This is a genomic window from Pseudomonas sp. stari2 (assembly GCF_040760005.1).
GTDB lineage: Bacteria > Pseudomonadota > Gammaproteobacteria > Pseudomonadales > Pseudomonadaceae > Aquipseudomonas.
Map to the genome: position 1 here is coordinate 4,188,917 of NZ_CP099760.1, position 18,267 is coordinate 4,207,183.

Sequence of the window (18,267 nt, forward strand, 5' to 3'; positions counted from 1 at the left end):
ATGCAGCTCTCTTCGCTCACTGCGGTTTCCCCTGTTGACGGCCGCTACGCCGGCAAAACCCAGGCCCTGCGCCCGATTTTCAGCGAGTACGGCCTGATCCGTGCCCGCGTTCTGGTTGAAGTGCGCTGGCTCCAGCGCCTGGCCGCTCACGCCGGCATCCCGGAAGTGCCAGCCTTCTCCGCCGAAGCCAACGCCGTTCTGAACGAACTGGCCGAAAACTTCTCGCTGGAGCACGCCGAGCGCGTAAAAGAGATCGAGCGCACCACCAACCACGACGTGAAAGCGATCGAGTACCTGCTCAAGGAGCAGGCGGCCAAGCTGCCGGAACTGGCCAAGGTCAGCGAGTTCATCCACTTCGCCTGCACCAGCGAGGACATCAACAACCTGTCCCATGCCCTGATGCTGCGCGAAGGCCGTGATGACGTGATGCTGCCGCTGATGCGCCAGACCGCCAACGCCATCCGCGAACTGGCCCTGCGCTTTGCCGACGTGCCAATGCTGTCGCGTACCCACGGTCAGCCGGCTTCGCCGACCACTCTGGGTAAAGAGCTGGCGAACGTGGTTTACCGTCTTGAGCGCCAGATCGCCCAGGTCGCTGCCGTTCCGCTGCTCGGCAAGATCAACGGCGCTGTCGGCAACTACAACGCTCACCTGTCGGCCTACCCGCAGATCGACTGGGAAGCCAACGCCCGCGCCTTCATCGAAGACGAGCTGGGCCTGGCCTTCAACCCGTACACCACGCAGATCGAGCCGCACGACTACATCGCCGAGCTGTTTGACGCCATTGCGCGCTTCAACACCATCCTGATCGACTTCGACCGTGACATCTGGGGCTACATCTCCCTGGGTTACTTCAAGCAGCGCACCATTGCCGGCGAAATCGGTTCGTCGACCATGCCGCACAAGGTCAACCCGATCGACTTCGAAAACTCCGAAGGCAATCTGGGCATCGCCAACGCGCTGTTCCAGCACCTGGCGAGCAAACTGCCGATCTCGCGCTGGCAGCGCGACCTGACCGACTCCACCGTGCTGCGTAACCTCGGTGTCGGCTTCGCCCACAGCGTGATCGCGTACGAAGCCAGCCTCAAAGGCATCAGCAAGCTAGAACTGAACGCTGAAAAAATTGCTGCCGATCTGGACGCTTGCTGGGAAGTCCTGGCCGAGCCGATCCAGACCGTAATGCGTCGCTACAACATCGAAAACCCGTACGAGAAGCTAAAAGAACTGACGCGTGGCAAGGGCATCAGCCCTGAAGCGCTGCAGACTTTCATCGATGGCCTGGACATGCCGGCCGCTGCGAAAGCCGAGCTCAAGCAACTGACTCCGGCCAACTACATCGGCAACGCTGTAGCGCAAGCCAAACGCATCTGATCGACTGCTTGACCCGTTTGAGACGCCCGGCCGCGCCGGGCGTTTTTATTCCCGTCTGAAAAATGCTTTTTTTCAATAGGTTACATATGAATCCCGATATTCCTCTTCAACTTCTGGGTGGTCTCACGGCGCGCGAATTCATGCGCGATTACTGGCAGAAAAAACCACTGCTGATCCGTCAGGCGATTCCTGATTTCGAAAGCCCGATCGACGCCGACGAACTCGCCGGCCTGGCCCTGGAAGAAGAAGTCGAATCGCGCCTGGTGATCGAGCATGGCGAGCGCCCGTGGGAACTGCGCCGCGGCCCGTTCGCCGAAGACGAATTCAGCAAACTGCCAGAGCGCGAGTGGACCTTGCTGGTGCAGGCTGTCGATCAGTTCGTGCCGGAAGTCAGCGAGCTGCTGGAGAACTTCCGCTTCTTGCCAAGCTGGCGCGTCGACGACGTGATGATCAGCTTCGCCGCCCCGGGTGGCAGCGTCGGCCCGCACTTCGACAACTACGACGTATTCCTGCTGCAAGGCCACGGCAAGCGCAACTGGAAAATCGGCCAGATGTGCGACTCCGAAAGCCCGCTGCTGCAACACGCGGACCTGCGCATCCTCGCCGAATTCCACGAGACCGAAGAGTGGGTCCTGGAACCGGGCGACATGCTCTACCTGCCGCCACGCCTGGCCCATTGCGGCGTTGCCGTCGATGACTGCATGACCTACTCGGTCGGCTTCCGCGCACCAAGCGCCGCTGAAGTGCTGACCCATTTCACCGACTTCCTCAGCCAGTTCCTGACTGACGAAGAGCGTTACACCGACGCCGATGCAAAACCGGTCAGCGATGATCCACACCAGATCCAGCACGATGCACTCGGCCGCCTGAAAGCGCTGCTCGCCGAGCACATGAGCGACGAACGCCTGCTGCTGACCTGGTTCGGCCAGTACATGACCGAGCCGCGCTATCCAGAACTGGTGGTCGGCCCGGAAGAAGTTGAGGAAGAAGACTTCCTCAACGCGCTCGAAGACGGCGCCATTCTGATCCGCAACCCGAGCGCGCGCCTGGCATGGTCGGAAGTCGATGACGATCTGCTGCTGTTCGCCAGCGGCCAGAGCCGTTACCTGCCGGGCAAGCTGCGCGAACTGCTGAAGCTGATCTGCTCCGCCGACGCCCTGCACACCGACAACCTCGGTGACTGGCTGAGCGACGAAGACGGTCGCGGTCTGCTGTGCGAACTGGTCAAACAGGGAAGCCTGGGGTTCGCCGACGATGAATAAGATTCGCGTACGTGTTGCAGACTGGCAAAAGGACAACGCCGAGATCCGCCGCATTCGCGAAACGGTGTTCATTGCCGAACAATCGGTTCCACCCGAGCTTGAGTGGGACGCCGATGACGCCACGGCGGTGCATTTCCTGGCCTTCGAAGGCGACTTTCCGATCGGCACCGCCCGCCTCTTGCCCGACGGGCATGTTGGCCGGGTCTCGGTGCTGAAGGACTGGCGCGGATTGAAGGTCGGCGATGCGCTGATGCAAGCGGTGATTGCTGAAGCGGAAGCACGGGGCCTGAAGCAGCAGATGCTTAGCGCTCAGGTGCAGGCCACGGCGTTCTATGAGCGCCTGGGCTTCAACATGGTCAGCGAGGAATTCCTGGAAGCAGGGATTCCGCATGTCGATATGGTTCGTCATTCGGCTTAAGACCGAGGCGCTCCTTTCGCGAGCAAGCTCGCTCCCACAGGTTCAGCGTCAATCCTGTGGCGGCGAGCCTGCTCGCGATAGCAGTCTCGAGAACACTCAAAACGCCCCGGTATCTCACGATGCCGGGGCGTTTTGCTGTCTACGATTCAACTTGCCCCACCCCGGGCCGACAAACTGGCAATATCAAGCCTTTCAAAAGCGGAGATAACGGACATGTCCCTACGCACCCTGCTCACCACCCTGCTGCTCGGCTGCAGTTTTTCGGTGATGGCAGCCACAGAAATCGTGCCCCTCAAGTACCACACCAGCGCCGACATGCTGCCGGTGGCTCAGGACTTCCTCGGCAAGGACGGCCAGGTCAGCGCTTATGGTAATCAACTGATCGTCAAGGCTGAACCCGGCAAGATCGAAGAACTCAAGGACCTGCTCTCGCAACTCGACACCGCGCCCAAGCGCCTGCTGATCACGGTCGACACCAACGAAAACAACGGTCGTGGCGATGAAGGCTATTCGGTCAACGGCGCGCAGACCCGCATCATCAGCCGCAGCACTGCCAGCCGTGACGGCGGCATTCAGCAGATTCAGGCCAGCGAAGGCGCGCCCGCCCTGATCCAGGTCGGCCAGAGCGTGCCGATCACCAGCAGCCAGACCAACTCCTGGGGCGATTACAGCAGCCAGACTCAATATCGCAACGTCACCCAAGGGTTTTACGTCACCGCCAGCGTCACCGGCGACACCGTTCACCTGGCAATCAGTACCAACCGTGACCGCATGAGCCAGGAACGTCCCGATGTAGTGAACGTGCAAAGCACCGACACAACCGTCACCGGACGCCTGGGCGAATGGATCACCCTGGCCGGTGTGAACCGCGAGACTCAGGCCGACAAACAGGGTCTGGCCCGCAGCTACTCGACTCAAGGCCGGGATGACATGACGTTGCGGGTGAAAGTCGACACGTTGGACTAAAGCACCGAAAACTGACTGATTAGTCGTATTAGACGAAAGATGTAGTGCTTGAAAAAAAGCACTACAAACGTTTGACGAGCCAAAAAAGCGAAGGCATGATGGCCTCGCTCCCGCTAATCAGAGGCCCTGGCAAGGGCCTTCGAAGCGATGCTCGCACCCATCCCCGCGAGCCGTTTCGTGTCTGTACCGCCCACAAGGTGTGTTTGACGAGGTTGCCGACTGGAACGAAGTTGTCCCGAGGGACGGAAGCGTAATTAGGTAACCCGGCTTTACACTGTAGTTCGCATAAAGGCCCACGACGCCCGAATGCGCCCGCCAGTTCGCCTTTACCTGCTCACTTCCCCTCGAGCCCATCGTTCATCCCGTCGCCTGCCCCGCCGAACCCGACCTGACCACCTAAGCTTCTGGTCAGCGAGCGCAAGGAATTTTCCACCGCAGAACAACTTTTCATAAAGACGCGACGAGGTTTATCTCCATGGCACTGACACGCGAACAGCAAATTGCAGCCCTTGAAAAAGACTGGGCTGAAAACCCGCGCTGGAAAGGCGTGACTCGCAATTACTCCGCTGCTGACGTCGTCCGTCTGCGTGGCTCGGTTCAACCAGAGCACACCTTTGCAAAAATGGGCGCCGAGAAGCTGTGGAACCTGGTTACCCAAGGTGCCAAGCCGTCCTTCCGCCCAGAGAAAGACTTCGTCAACTGCATGGGCGCCCTGACCGGCGGCCAGGCTGTACAGCAGGTTAAAGCCGGTATCCAGGCGATCTACCTGTCGGGCTGGCAAGTCGCTGCGGACAACAACTCCGCCGAATCGATGTACCCGGACCAGTCGCTGTACCCGGTGGACTCGGTTCCAACCGTGGTCAAGCGCATCAACAACTCGTTCCGTCGTGCCGACCAGATCCAGTGGAAAGCCGGCAAGAACCCGGGCGACGAAGGCTACATCGACTACTTCGCGCCAATCGTGGCTGACGCTGAAGCCGGTTTCGGCGGCGTACTGAACGCCTACGAGTTGATGAAGAGCATGATCGAAGCAGGCGCCGCCGGCGTTCACTTCGAAGACCAGCTGGCTTCCGTGAAGAAATGCGGCCATATGGGCGGCAAGGTTCTGGTTCCAACCCAGGAAGCCGTACAGAAGCTGACCGCTGCTCGTCTGGCTGCCGACGTTGCTGGCGTACCGACCATCATCCTGGCCCGTACCGACGCCAACGCTGCCGACCTGCTGACTTCCGACTGCGACCCGTACGACCAGCCATTCGTGACTGGCACTCGCACCCAGGAAGGCTTCTACAAGGTGCGTGCAGGTCTGGACCAGGCAATCGCCCGTGGCCTGGCCTACGCACCGTACGCCGACCTGATCTGGTGCGAAACCGCCAAGCCGGACCTGGATGAAGCCCGTCGCTTCGCCGAAGCGATCAAGAAGGAATACCCGGACCAGATCCTGTCGTACAACTGCTCGCCTTCCTTCAACTGGAAGAAAAACCTGGACGACGCGACCATCGCCAAGTTCCAGCGCGAACTGTCCGCCATGGGTTACAAGCACCAGTTCATCACCCTGGCCGGCATTCACAACATGTGGCACAGCATGTTCAACCTGGCGCACGACTACGCCCGCAACGACATGACTGCCTACGTGAAGCTGCAGGAGCAGGAATTCGCTGACGCCGCCAAGGGTTACACCTTCGTGGCTCACCAGCAGGAAGTGGGCACCGGCTACTTCGACGACATGACCACCGTGATCCAGGGCGGTACGTCCTCGGTGACCGCGCTGACCGGTTCGACCGAAGAAGAACAGTTCCACTGATCGACTTCACCGAGTAAACGGCCTTTGCGGACCGTATAGAAAGCTAACCGCATAGCCGAAAGACTGACGCCCCGACTGGTTCGGGGCGTTTTTTTTGCCTGCGACCCGCTGAACGCCCCCGAGCTGGCACAGCCTTTCGGGCGAAACATTGATCCAGAGCGGTATCCGCGTCACAAAAATCGGTTAAAACGGGCGCCGCCGCTACTTGCAGTAACGCGGATATAAGACAACTTCCCAACTGCCCAATCGCTAAACAGTTACAAAACCACTCCAAACGATATCAATTATCATTTAGCAGCAACTATGTTCGTTACATTTCCTACAAAACATAATTCGTGAAAACCCGGCTAATGCCCGCAATGCATGGGCTACAGGGCCATAGAGGTGCGCTATGTCCTTATTCCAATAAATAATTTCGCTATAGGAATTTTACTTGCAGGGTGTTTAGCCATAAAATCAGCGCGATTGATTGCTGCGACATATCGTCACTGCCTTATTTCTTTATCAAGCTCAGAGACCTTTGCTCTCTGTTAAGGATTTCCAGCATGCCCGAAGCGACAGGACTCATGGCCCACAACTGGGGCTTTGCCATTTTCCTTCTGGGTGTAGTCGGCCTGTGTGCCTTCATGCTCGGCGTCTCCAGCCTCCTCGGGTCAAAAGCCTGGGGCCGCAGCAAAAACGAACCGTTCGAGTCCGGCATGCTACCTACCGGTGGCGCCCGCTTGCGGCTATCAGCCAAATTCTATCTGGTCGCGATGCTCTTCGTGATCTTCGATATCGAAGCCCTCTTTCTCTTTGCATGGTCTGTGTCCGTCCGCGAAAGCGGCTGGACCGGATTCGTCGAAGCTCTCGTTTTCATAGCAATTCTGTTGGCAGGTCTTGTCTACCTGTTCCGAGTGGGCGCCCTTGACTGGGCTCCGGAAGCTCGTCGCAAGCGGCAGGCGAAGCTGAAACAATGAGGCTTTGGCAATGCAATACAATCTCACCAGAATCGACCCCGATGCTCCTAACGAGCAGTATCCGATCGGCCAGCGGGAAACCGTTTCCGATCCGTTAGAAGATCAAGTCCACAAAAACATTTTCATGGGCAAGCTGGAAGACGTGCTGAGTGGCGCGGTCAACTGGGGACGTAAGAACTCCCTGTGGCCGTACAACTTCGGCCTGTCATGCTGCTACGTGGAAATGACCACCGCCTTCACGGCGCCCCACGACATCGCGCGCTTCGGCGCCGAAGTTATCCGGGCATCACCGCGTCAGGCCGACTTCATGGTTATCGCCGGGACCTGCTTCATCAAGATGGCGCCGATCATTCAGCGTCTCTACGAGCAGATGCTCGAACCGAAATGGGTTATCTCCATGGGTTCGTGCGCCAACTCCGGTGGCATGTACGACATCTACTCCGTGGTTCAAGGGGTGGACAAGTTCCTGCCCGTGGACGTCTACGTACCTGGCTGCCCGCCCCGTCCAGAAGCATTTCTGCAAGGCTTGATGCTGTTGCAGGAATCCATTGGCCAGGAGCGTCGCCCACTTTCCTGGGTCGTTGGCGATCAAGGCGTTTATCGCGCCGACATGCCTTCGCAGAAGGAACAGCGCCGCGAACAGCGAATCGCAGTCACCAATCTGCGTAGCCCTGACGAAGTCTGATCCAGATCTGTTTCAAAGAAACGAGAAGCTGGCTTCATTCTTTACGTTGACCGAAAGCGAAAAAATAACCATGACTACAGGCAGTGCTCTGTACATCCCGCCTTACAAGGCAGACGACCAGGATGTGGTCGTCGAACTGAACAACCGTTTTGGCGCCGAAGCGTTCACCGCTCAGCCGACCCGCACCGGCATGCCGGTGCTGTGGGTGGCCCGCGCCAAGCTCGTTGAAGTCCTGACTTTCCTGCGCAACCTGCCCAAGCCGTACGTCATGCTCTATGACCTGCACGGCGTGGACGAGCGTCTGCGCACCAAGCGTCAAGGGCTGCCGAGCGGTGCCGATTTCACCGTGTTCTATCACCTCATGTCGCTGGAACGTAATAGTGACGTGATGATCAAGGTCGCCTTGTCCGAGAGCGACCTCAGCTTGCCGACCGTCACCAGCATCTGGCCGAACGCCAACTGGTACGAGCGTGAAGTCTGGGACATGTACGGCATCGACTTCAAAGGTCACCCTCACCTGTCGCGCATCATGATGCCGCCGACCTGGGAAGGTCACCCGCTGCGCAAGGACTTCCCGGCGCGCGCCACCGAATTCGATCCGTTCAGCCTGAACCTGGCCAAGCAACAGCTCGAGGAAGAAGCCGCGCGCTTCCGTCCTGAAGACTGGGGCATGAAGCGTTCCGGCCCGAACGAGGACTACATGTTCCTCAACCTCGGCCCGAACCACCCTTCGGCTCACGGTGCGTTCCGCATCATCCTGCAACTGGACGGTGAAGAAATCGTCGACTGCGTTCCGGACATCGGTTACCACCACCGTGGCGCCGAGAAGATGGCCGAGCGTCAGTCCTGGCACAGCTTCATTCCGTACACCGACCGTATCGACTACCTCGGCGGCGTGATGAACAACCTGCCGTACGTGCTCTCGGTCGAGAAGCTGGCCGGCATCAAGGTGCCGGAGAAGGTCGACGTCATCCGCATCATGATGGCCGAGTTCTTCCGGATCACCAGCCACCTGCTGTTCCTGGGTACCTACATCCAGGACGTCGGCGCCATGACCCCGGTGTTCTTCACCTTCACCGACCGCCAGAAGGCGTACACGGTGATCGAAGCCATCACCGGTTTCCGTCTGCACCCGGCCTGGTACCGCATCGGTGGCGTCGCCCACGACCTGCCGCGCGGCTGGGACAAACTGGTGAAAGACTTCGTTGAATGGCTGCCAAAGCGCCTCGACGAATACACCAAGGCCGCCCTGCAGAACAGCATCCTCAAGGGTCGTACCATCGGCGTTGCCCAGTACAACACCAAAGAGGCCCTGGAATGGGGCGTCACCGGTGCCGGCCTGCGTTCCACCGGTTGCGATTTCGACCTGCGTAAAGCGCGTCCTTACTCCGGCTACGAGAACTTCGAGTTCGAAGTGCCGCTGGCCGCCAACGGTGATGCCTACGACCGCTGCATGGTTCGCGTCGAAGAGATGCGCCAGAGCGTCAGGATCATCGACCAGTGCCTGCGTAACATGCCGGAAGGCCCGTACAAGGCGGATCACCCGCTGACCACGCCGCCGCCGAAAGAGCGCACGCTGCAGCACATCGAAACCTTGATCACGCACTTCCTGCAAGTTTCGTGGGGCCCGGTCATGCCGGCCAACGAATCCTTCCAGATGATCGAAGCGACCAAGGGCATCAACAGTTATTACCTGACGAGCGACGGCGGCACCATGAGCTACCGTACCCGGATCCGTACTCCGAGCTTCGCCCACCTGCAGCAGATCCCTTCGGTGATCAAAGGCAGCATGGTCGCGGACCTGATTGCGTACCTGGGTAGTATCGACTTCGTTATGGCCGACGTGGACCGCTAAGCATGAACAGCACGCTTATCCAGACAGACCGTTTCACCCTGAGTGAAACCGAGCGCTCGGCCATCGAGCACGAGCTGCATCACTACGAAGATCCGCGCGCGGCGTCGATCGAAGCCCTGAAGATCGTTCAGAAGGAACGCGGCTGGGTGCCGGACGGCGCTCTGTACGCCATCGGCGAGATCCTCGGCATCCCGGCCAGCGACGTTGAAGGCGTTGCCACGTTCTACAGCCAGATCTTCCGTCAGCCGGTCGGCCGCCACATCATTCGCGTCTGCGACAGCATGGTCTGCTACATCGGCGGTCACGAGTCGGTGGTCAGCGAAATCCAGAACAACCTGGGTATCGGCCTGGGCCAGACCACCGCCGACGGTCGCTTCACCCTGCTGCCGGTCTGCTGCCTCGGCAACTGCGACAAGGCACCGGCGCTGATGATCGATGACGACACCTTTGGCGATGTCCAGCCTGCCGGCGTCGCCAAACTGCTCGAGGGCTACGTATGACCCTGACTTCTTTCGGTCCGGCCAACCGCATCCAGCGTTCGGCCGAGACTCACCCGCTGACCTGGCGCCTGCGTGACGACGGCGAAGCCGTGTGGCTCGACGAATACCAGGCCAAAAACGGTTACGCCGCAGCGCGCAAGGCCTTCACCGACATGGCGCAGGACGACATCGTCCAGACCGTGAAGGACTCTGGCCTGAAAGGCCGCGGCGGCGCAGGCTTCCCTACTGGCGTGAAGTGGGGCCTGATGCCAAAAGACGAATCCATCAACATCCGCTACCTGCTGTGCAACGCGGATGAAATGGAGCCGAACACCTGGAAAGACCGCATGCTGATGGAGCAACTGCCCCATCTGCTGATCGAAGGCATGCTGATCAGTGCTCGCGCGCTGAAAACCTACCGTGGCTACATCTTCCTGCGTGGCGAGTACACCACCGCCGCGAAGCACCTGAACCGCGCCGTGGAAGAAGCCAAGGCAGCGGGCCTGCTGGGCAAGAACATCCTGGGCAGCGGTTTCGATTTCGAGCTGTTCGTCCACACCGGCGCCGGGCGTTACATCTGCGGTGAAGAAACCGCACTGATCAACTCCCTCGAAGGTCGCCGCGCCAACCCGCGCTCCAAGCCGCCCTTCCCTGCCGCCGTTGGCGTGTGGGGCAAGCCGACCTGCGTCAACAACGTTGAAACCCTGTGCAACGTGCCGGCGATCATTGCCGACGGTGTGGACTGGTACAAATCGTTGGCCCGCGACGGCAGTGAAGACATGGGCACCAAGCTCATGGGCTTCTCCGGCAAGGTCAAGAACCCGGGCCTGTGGGAACTGCCATTCGGCGTGACCGGTCGCGAGCTGTTCGAAGACTACGCCGGTGGCATGCGCGACGGTTACAAGCTCAAGGCCTGGCAGCCAGGCGGCGCCGGTACCGGTTTCCTGTTGCCGGAACACCTCGATGCCCAAATGTACGCCGGCGGCATCGCCAAGGTGGGCACCCGTATGGGTACCGGCCTGGCCATGGCGGTGGACGACAGCGTCAACATGGTGTCCCTGCTGCGCAACATGGAGCAGTTCTTCGCCCGCGAATCCTGCGGTTTCTGCACCCCTTGCCGTGATGGCCTGCCATGGAGCGTCAAGCTGCTGATGGCCATCGAACAAGGCCGCGGCCAGCCAGGCGACATCGAGACCCTGCTGGGTCTGGTCAACTTCCTCGGCCCGGGCAAGACCTTCTGTGCTCACGCACCGGGTGCCGTGGAGCCGTTGGGCAGTGCCATCAAATACTTCCGTCCAGAGTTCGAAGCCGGTATTGCGCCTGCAAGCGCCGCCGTCCCGCCTCTGGCGAAGCCGATCACAGTCGGCGCGTAAACGCTTAAAAAAGGCGAAGGGTCCGTGCCCTTCGCCTTTCGTCCGATGACGCCTTTCGGGGCTGACTGGATTCGGACGGATAACAAGATTCCATTAGCCACGCCCGCTGACACCGGGCCAACGAAGACCTTTGAACCATGGCCACTATCCACGTAGACGGCAAAGCGCTCGAAGTCGACGGGGCAGACAACCTGTTACAGGCATGTCTGTCGCTGGGCCTCGACATCCCTTATTTCTGCTGGCACCCCGCGCTTGGTAGCGTCGGGGCCTGCCGCCAGTGCGCGGTCAAGCAGTACACCGACGAGAACGACACCCGTGGTCGCATCGTCATGTCCTGCATGACCCCTGCCACCGACAACACCTGGATCTCCATCGACGATGAAGAATCCAAGGCGTTCCGCGCCAGTGTCGTTGAATGGCTGATGACCAACCACCCGCACGACTGCCCTGTGTGCGAGGAAGGCGGTCACTGCCACCTGCAAGACATGACTGTGATGACCGGCCACAACGAGCGCCGTTATCGCTTCACCAAGCGCACCCACCAGAACCAGCAACTGGGCCCGTTCATTTCCCACGAGATGAACCGCTGCATCGCCTGCTACCGCTGCGTGCGTTTCTACAAGGACTACGCCGGTGGCACCGACCTCGGTGTATTCGGTGCCCACGACAACGTGTATTTCGGTCGCGTTGAAGACGGCACGCTGGAAAGCGAGTTCTCCGGTAACCTCACCGAGGTCTGCCCGACCGGTGTGTTCACCGACAAGACTCACTCCGAGCGCTACAACCGCAAGTGGGACATGCAGTTTTCGCCGAGCATCTGCCATGGCTGCTCGAGCGGTTGCAACATTTCCCCGGGCGAGCGTTACGGCGAACTGCGTCGCATCGAAAACCGTTACAACGGTTCGGTGAACCAGTACTTCCTGTGCGACCGTGGCCGTTTCGGTTATGGCTACGTCAACCGCACCGACCGTCCACGTCAGCCAATGCTGGCCGACGGCACCAAGCTTGGGCTGGATGCGGCGCTGGACAAAGCCGCCGACCTGCTGCGCGGTCGCAACATCGTCGGTATCGGTTCGCCACGTGCCAGCCTCGAAAGCAACTACGCGTTGCGTGAACTGGTCGGCGCCGAGCACTTCTACTCCGGTATCGAAGCCTCCGAACTGGAGCGCATCCGTCTGGTCCTGCAAGTGCTGAAAGACAGCCCGCTGCCAGTGCCGAACATGCGCGACATCGAAGACCACGACGCCGTGTTCGTCCTCGGTGAAGACCTGACCCAGACCGCCGCCCGCATGGCCCTGGCCCTGCGTCAGTCGGTCAAAGGCAAGGCCGAAGACATGGCTGAAGCCATGCGCGTTCAGCCTTGGCTCGACGCCGCGGTGAAGAACATCGGTCAGCACGAGCTGAACCCGTTGTTCATCGCCAGCCTGGCTGAAACCAAGCTCGACGATATCGCCGAAGAGTGTGTACACGCCGCTCCGGACGATCTGGCCCGCATCGGTTTCGCCGTGGCCCACGCCCTGGACGCCAGCGCACCGGCCGTCGAAGGCCTGGATGCTGAAGCCCTGGAACTGGCCAAGCGCATCGCCGACGCCCTGCTCGCTGCCAAGCGTCCGCTGATCATCGCCGGCACTTCGCTGGGTTCCAAAGCCCTGATCGAAGCGGCTGCGAACATCGCCAAGGCCCTGAAGCTGCGCGAGAAGAACGGTTCGATCAGCCTGATCGTGCCGGAAGCCAACAGCCTCGGTCTGGCCATGCTCGGTGGCGAATCGGTCGATGCAGCGCTGCAAGCGGTCATCGACGGCAAGGCAGACGCCATTGTCGTGCTGGAAAACGATCTGTACACCCGCACCTCGAAAGCCAAGGTCGATGCGGCACTGAACGCTGCGAAAGTAGTGATCGTTGCCGACCACCAGAAGACCGCCACCAGCGACCGCGCGCATCTGGTTCTGCCAGCGGCCAGCTTCGCTGAAGGCGACGGTACGCTGGTCAGCCAGGAAGGTCGCGCCCAGCGCTTCTTCCAGGTTTTCGACCCGCAATACATGGACGCGAGCATCCTGGTACACGAAGGCTGGCGCTGGCTGCACGCCCTGCGCTCGACGCTGCTGAACCAGCCGATCGACTGGACGCAACTCGACCACGTGACCGCTGCCGTCGCTTCGAGCACCGAGCAACTGGCGCGCATCGTCGATGCCGCTCCGTCCGCTGCGTTCCGCATCAAGGGTCTGAAACTGGCGCGTGAGCCGCTGCGTTATTCCGGTCGCACCGCGATGCGCGCCGACATCAGCGTTCATGAACCACGCACCCCGCAAGACAAGGACACCGCGTTTGCCTTCTCGATGGAAGGTTACTCGGGCTCCGCCGAACCGCGTCAGCAAGTGCCGTTCGCCTGGTCGCCGGGCTGGAACTCGCCGCAAGCCTGGAACAAGTTCCAGGACGAAGTCGGTGGTCACCTGCGCGCTGGCGATCCGGGTACTCGCCTGATCGAAAGCACCGGTGATTCGCTGAACTGGTTCGCTGCTGCGCCACGCGCGTTCAACCCGGCACCGGGCACCTGGCAAGCCGTACCGTTCTTCCACTTGTTCGGCAGCGAAGAGAACTCTTCGAAAGCCGCTCCGGTTCAGGAACGCATTCCGGCAGCCTACGTTGCTCTGGCCAAGTCCGAAGCCGACCGCCTGGGCGTCAACGACGGCGCACTGCTGAGCCTCAACGTTGCCGGCCAGACCCTGCGTCTGCCGCTGCGCATCAATGAAGAGCTGGGCGCAGGTCTGGTGGCATTGCCTGCGGGCATCGCCGGCATTCCACCGGCATTCGCCGGCGTATCCGTTGATGGTCTGCAGGAGGCAGCGCAATGACCTGGTTCACCCCTGAAGTGATCGATGTGATCCTGACGGTCATCAAAGCCATCGTGATCCTGCTGGCCGTTGTGGTCGCAGGTGCGTTGCTCAGCTTTGTCGAACGTCGCCTGCTGGGCTGGTGGCAAGACCGTTACGGTCCGAACCGCGTCGGTCCGTTCGGCATGTTCCAGATCGCTGCCGACATGCTGAAGATGTTCTTCAAGGAAGACTGGACTCCGCCGTTTGCCGACAAGGTGATCTTCACCCTGGCGCCGGTGGTAGCCATGTCCGCCCTGCTGATCGCGTTCGCGATCATCCCGATCACCCCGACCTGGGGCGTGGCGGATCTGAACATCGGCCTGCTGTTCTTCTTCGCCATGGCAGGTCTCTCGGTCTACGCGGTTCTGTTCGCCGGCTGGTCGAGTAACAACAAGTTCGCCCTGCTGGGCAGCTTGCGTGCCTCGGCGCAGACCGTGTCCTACGAAGTGTTCATGGGCCTGGCCCTGATGGGCATCGTGGTGCAGGTCGGCTCGTTCAACATGCGCGACATCGTCGAGTACCAGGCGCAGAACCTGTGGTTCATCATTCCGCAGTTCTTCGGCTTCTGTACCTTCTTCATCGCTGGCGTGGCCGTGACTCACCGTCACCCGTTCGACCAGCCGGAAGCGGAACAGGAACTGGCCGACGGTTACCACATTGAATACGCCGGTATGAAATGGGGCATGTTCTTCGTCGGTGAATACATCGGCATCATCCTGATCTCGGCGCTGCTGGTCACCCTGTTCTTCGGTGGCTGGCACGGTCCGTTCGGCATCCTGCCGCAACTGTCCTTCGTCTGGTTCGCACTGAAGACTGCGTTCTTCATCATGCTGTTCATCCTGCTGCGCGCTTCCATCCCGCGTCCGCGTTATGACCAGGTGATGGATTTCAGCTGGAAATTCTGCCTGCCACTGACCCTGATCAATTTGCTGGTGACCGCTGCAATCGTGTTGTGGAACACGCCTGCGGTTGCGGTTCAGTGAGGATTTGACCCATGTTCAAATATATTGGCGACATCGTTAAGGGTACCGGTACCCAGTTGCGCAGCCTGGTCATGATCTTCGGCCATGGCTTTCGCAAGCGCGACACCCTGCAATACCCGGAAGAGCCGGTCTACCTGCCGCCACGCTACCGTGGCCGCATCGTCCTGACCCGCGACCCCGATGGCGAAGAACGCTGCGTAGCCTGCAACCTGTGCGCCGTGGCGTGCCCGGTGGGTTGCATCTCGCTGCAGAAAGCTGAAACCGAAGACGGTCGCTGGTACCCGGACTTCTTCCGTATCAACTTCTCGCGCTGCATTTTCTGCGGTCTCTGCGAGGAAGCCTGCCCGACCACCGCGATCCAATTGACCCCGGATTTCGAGATGGCCGAGTTCAAACGTCAGGACCTGGTGTACGAGAAAGAAGATCTGCTGATCTCCGGCCCCGGCAAAAACCCTGATTACAACTTCTATCGTGTTGCAGGTATGGCCGTTGCGGGCAAGCCGAAAGGCGCCGCACAAAACGAAGCCGAGCCGATCAACGTGAAGAGCTTGCTGCCTTAAGGAAGAACGATGGAATTCGCTTTCTATTTCGCATCGGGTATCGCTGTTGTGTCCACACTGCGTGTGGTCACCAACACCAATCCTGTGCACGCCCTGCTCTACCTGATCATTTCGCTGATCTCCGTGGCCATGACCTTCTTCGCCCTCGGCGCACCGTTCGCCGGCGTGCTGGAAGTGATCGCCTACGCCGGCGCCATCATGGTGCTGTTCGTGTTCGTGGTGATGATGCTGAACCTGGGCCCGGCCTCGGTTCAGCAGGAACGCACCTGGCTCAAGCCCGGCATCTGGGCAGGACCGGTGATTCTCGCCGCCCTGCTGCTGGCCGAACTGCTGTATGTGCTGTTCGCTCACCAGAGCGGTCAAGCCATCGGTCAAACCACCGTGGACGCGAAAGCCGTGGGCATCAGCCTGTTCGGTCCGTACCTGCTGGTGGTCGAACTCGCCTCGATGCTGCTGCTCGCTGCAGCCGTCACGGCGTTCCATTTGGGCCGTAACGAGGCGAAGGAGTAAGACATGCCTGCTATCCCTCTCGAGCATGGATTGGCCGTTGCCGGCATCCTGTTCTGCCTTGGTCTGGTCGGCCTGATGGTCCGCCGTAACATTTTGTTCGTGTTGATGAGTCTGGAAGTGATGATGAACGCCTCTGCACTGGCCTTCATCGTTGCGGGCGCCCGCTGGGCGCAACCGGATGGACAGATCATGTTCATCCTGGTGATCAGCCTTGCAGCCGCCGAAGCCAGTATTGGCCTGGCGATCCTGCTGCAACTGTATCGCCGCTTCCACACGCTCGATATCGACGCTGCCAGTGAGATGCGCGGATGAACCTGATCTTTCTGACTTTCGTATTCCCTCTGATCGGTTTCCTGTTGCTGTCGTTCTCCCGTGGACGCTGGTCGGAAAACCTCTCGGCGCTGATCGGCGTGGGTTCCATTGGCTTGTCGGCGATTGTCGCTGCCTACGTCATCTGGCAATTCAACGTCGCGCCTCCCGAAGGCGGTCACTACACCCTGGTGCTTTGGCAGTGGATGGCGGTGGAAGGCTTCAAGCCGAACTTCGCCCTCTACGTCGACGGCCTGTCGATCACCATGCTCGGCGTGGTGGTGGGCGTGGGCTTCCTGATCCACCTGTTCGCGTCCTGGTACATGCGCGGTGAAGCGGGTTACTCGCGCTTCTTCTCGTACACCAACCTGTTTATCGCCAGCATGCTGTTTCTGGTGCTCGGCGATAACCTGTTGTTCGTGTACTTCGGCTGGGAAGGCGTGGGCCTGTGCTCGTACCTGTTGATCGGTTTCTACTACAGCAACCGCAACAACGGTAACGCCGCACTCAAGGCTTTCATCGTGACTCGGATCGGCGACGTGTTCATGGCCATCGGCCTGTTCATCCTGTTCCAGCAAGTGGGCACGTTGAACATCCAGGAACTGCTGGTGCTGGCACCGCAGAAATTCCAGGTCGGCGACTTCTGGATCACCCTGGCGACTCTGATGCTGCTGGGTGGTGCGGTCGGTAAATCGGCTCAACTGCCGCTGCAGACCTGGCTCGCGGACGCGATGGCCGGTCCTACCCCGGTTTCGGCACTGATCCACGCTGCAACGATGGTTACTGCCGGTGTCTACCTGATCGCCCGTACCCACGGCCTGTTCACCCTGGCGCCGGACATCCTGCACCTGGTCGGCATCGTCGGTGGTGTGACCCTGGTACTGGCCGGTTTCGCCGCGCTGGTGCAAACCGACATCAAACGTATCCTCGCCTACTCGACCATGAGCCAGATCGGCTACATGTTCCTGGCGCTGGGCGTTGGCGCCTGGGATGGCGCGATTTTCCACCTGATGACCCACGCCTTCTTCAAGGCCCTGCTGTTCCTTGCTTCCGGTGCGGTGATCGTTGCCTGCCACCACGAGCAGAACATCTTCAAGATGGGCGGCCTGTGGAAGAAACTGCCGCTGGCCTACGCCAGCTTCATCGTCGGTGGTGCCGCTCTGGCTGCCCTGCCGCTGGTGACCGCAGGTTTCTACTCCAAGGACGAAATCCTTTGGGAAGCGTTCGCCAGCGGCAACCACGGTCTGCTCTACGCAGGTCTGGTCGGTGCATTCATGACTTCGCTGTACACCTTCCGCCTGATCTTCATCACGTTCCACGGTGAAGCCAAGACCGAAGCTCACGCCGGTCACGGCATCGCTCACTGGCTGCCACTGTCGGTGCTGATCGTGCTGTCGACCTTCGTCGGCGCCATGATCGTTCCACCGCTGCACGGCGTACTGCCCGAGAGCGTTGGCCATGCCGGTGGCGAAGCCAAGCACAGCCTGGAAATCGCCTCGGGCGCCATCGCCCTGGCCGGTATCCTGCTGGCGGCCCTGCTGTTCCTCGGCAAGCGTCGCTTTGTGACCGCGATCGCCAACAGCGGCATCGGCCGTTTCCTTTCGGCCTGGTGGTTCGCTGCCTGGGGCTTCGACTGGATCTACGACAAACTGTTCGTGAAGCCGTACCTTGCGATCAGCCACATGCTGCGCAAAGACCCGCTCGACCAGACCATCGGTCTGATCCCGCGCATGGCCAAGGGTGGTCACACCGCCCTGAGCCGTACCGAAACCGGTCAACTGCGTTGGTACGCTGCTTCGATGGCTGCTGGTGCCGTGTTGGTCATCGGCGCTGTCGTGCTGGTAGCGGTCTGATATGAACCTT

At 60.3% G+C, this 18,267-nt stretch carries 16 protein-coding genes; all 16 read left to right on the forward strand.

Translation table 11 applies throughout. From position 1 onward, the window contains the following. The 16 genes from purB (at position 1) to nuoL (ending at position 18,257) form a co-directional block, all read left to right on the forward strand. On the forward strand, positions 1-1,371 hold the full coding sequence (gene purB / locus NH234_RS19135; protein WP_085732146.1) for an adenylosuccinate lyase: 1,371 nt from the start codon (positions 1-3) through the stop codon (positions 1,369-1,371). Positions 1,372-1,457: 86 nt separating this feature from the next. After that, positions 1,458-2,633: a cupin domain-containing protein gene (locus NH234_RS19140; protein WP_367253877.1), complete on the forward strand. Its 1,176-nt coding sequence runs from the start codon at positions 1,458-1,460 to the stop codon at positions 2,631-2,633. After that, positions 2,626-3,051 (forward strand): GNAT family N-acetyltransferase, encoded by a 426-nt coding sequence (locus NH234_RS19145; RefSeq protein ID WP_179694431.1) that lies wholly within the window; start codon positions 2,626-2,628, stop codon positions 3,049-3,051. Before NH234_RS19140 ends, NH234_RS19145 begins: the two co-directional genes overlap by 8 nt. A gap of 213 nt (positions 3,052-3,264) precedes the next feature. Continuing rightward, positions 3,265-4,017 carry a secretin N-terminal domain-containing protein gene (locus NH234_RS19150; RefSeq protein WP_367253879.1) on the forward strand — a complete coding sequence of 251 codons (753 nt, stop codon included), beginning with the start codon at positions 3,265-3,267 and terminating at the stop codon, positions 4,015-4,017. A gap of 475 nt (positions 4,018-4,492) precedes the next feature. Next, complete coding sequence (aceA, locus tag NH234_RS19155; protein ID WP_011334956.1) at positions 4,493-5,818, forward strand: isocitrate lyase; 1,326 nt, start codon at positions 4,493-4,495, stop codon at positions 5,816-5,818. Between the two features lie 545 nt (positions 5,819-6,363). Next, positions 6,364-6,777, forward strand: a complete 414-nt coding sequence (locus tag NH234_RS19160) for an NADH-quinone oxidoreductase subunit A (RefSeq protein ID WP_003223812.1) — start codon at positions 6,364-6,366, stop codon at positions 6,775-6,777. Between the two features lie 10 nt (positions 6,778-6,787). After that, the gene (locus NH234_RS19165) at positions 6,788-7,462 is read left to right on the forward strand and encodes an NADH-quinone oxidoreductase subunit B family protein (protein WP_007951456.1); all 675 of its coding nucleotides are present in this window, start codon (positions 6,788-6,790) and stop codon (positions 7,460-7,462) included. A 70-nt stretch (positions 7,463-7,532) separates the two neighbouring features. Continuing rightward, a complete protein-coding gene (gene nuoC / locus NH234_RS19170) occupies positions 7,533-9,317 on the forward strand; it encodes an NADH-quinone oxidoreductase subunit C/D (RefSeq protein WP_085712391.1) in 1,785 nt (594 codons plus the stop codon). Positions 9,318-9,319: 2 nt separating this feature from the next. Continuing rightward, positions 9,320-9,817, forward strand: a complete 498-nt coding sequence (gene nuoE, locus NH234_RS19175) for an NADH-quinone oxidoreductase subunit NuoE (RefSeq protein ID WP_003223804.1) — start codon at positions 9,320-9,322, stop codon at positions 9,815-9,817. Further along, the gene (gene nuoF, locus NH234_RS19180) at positions 9,814-11,169 is read left to right on the forward strand and encodes an NADH-quinone oxidoreductase subunit NuoF (protein ID WP_085732149.1); all 1,356 of its coding nucleotides are present in this window, start codon (positions 9,814-9,816) and stop codon (positions 11,167-11,169) included. Before nuoE ends, nuoF begins: the two co-directional genes overlap by 4 nt. 137 nt (positions 11,170-11,306) lie before the next feature. Then, the gene (gene nuoG / locus NH234_RS19185) at positions 11,307-14,021 is read left to right on the forward strand and encodes an NADH-quinone oxidoreductase subunit NuoG (RefSeq protein ID WP_367253883.1); all 2,715 of its coding nucleotides are present in this window, start codon (positions 11,307-11,309) and stop codon (positions 14,019-14,021) included. Continuing rightward, complete coding sequence (nuoH, locus tag NH234_RS19190) at positions 14,018-15,025, forward strand: NADH-quinone oxidoreductase subunit NuoH (RefSeq protein WP_007951460.1); 1,008 nt, start codon at positions 14,018-14,020, stop codon at positions 15,023-15,025. Before nuoG ends, nuoH begins: the two co-directional genes overlap by 4 nt. An 11-nt stretch (positions 15,026-15,036) precedes the next feature. Next, a complete protein-coding gene (gene nuoI, locus NH234_RS19195) occupies positions 15,037-15,585 on the forward strand; it encodes an NADH-quinone oxidoreductase subunit NuoI (protein WP_085690002.1) in 549 nt (182 codons plus the stop codon). A 9-nt stretch (positions 15,586-15,594) separates the two neighbouring features. Further along, positions 15,595-16,095 (forward strand): NADH-quinone oxidoreductase subunit J, encoded by a 501-nt coding sequence (gene nuoJ, locus NH234_RS19200; RefSeq protein WP_085690004.1) that lies wholly within the window; start codon positions 15,595-15,597, stop codon positions 16,093-16,095. A 3-nt stretch (positions 16,096-16,098) separates the two neighbouring features. Continuing rightward, positions 16,099-16,407 carry an NADH-quinone oxidoreductase subunit NuoK gene (nuoK, locus tag NH234_RS19205; protein WP_003180046.1) on the forward strand — a complete coding sequence of 103 codons (309 nt, stop codon included), beginning with the start codon at positions 16,099-16,101 and terminating at the stop codon, positions 16,405-16,407. Then, a complete protein-coding gene (gene nuoL, locus NH234_RS19210; protein WP_085732151.1) occupies positions 16,404-18,257 on the forward strand; it encodes an NADH-quinone oxidoreductase subunit L in 1,854 nt (617 codons plus the stop codon). Before nuoK ends, nuoL begins: the two co-directional genes overlap by 4 nt. Positions 18,258-18,267 lie beyond the last annotated feature (10 nt).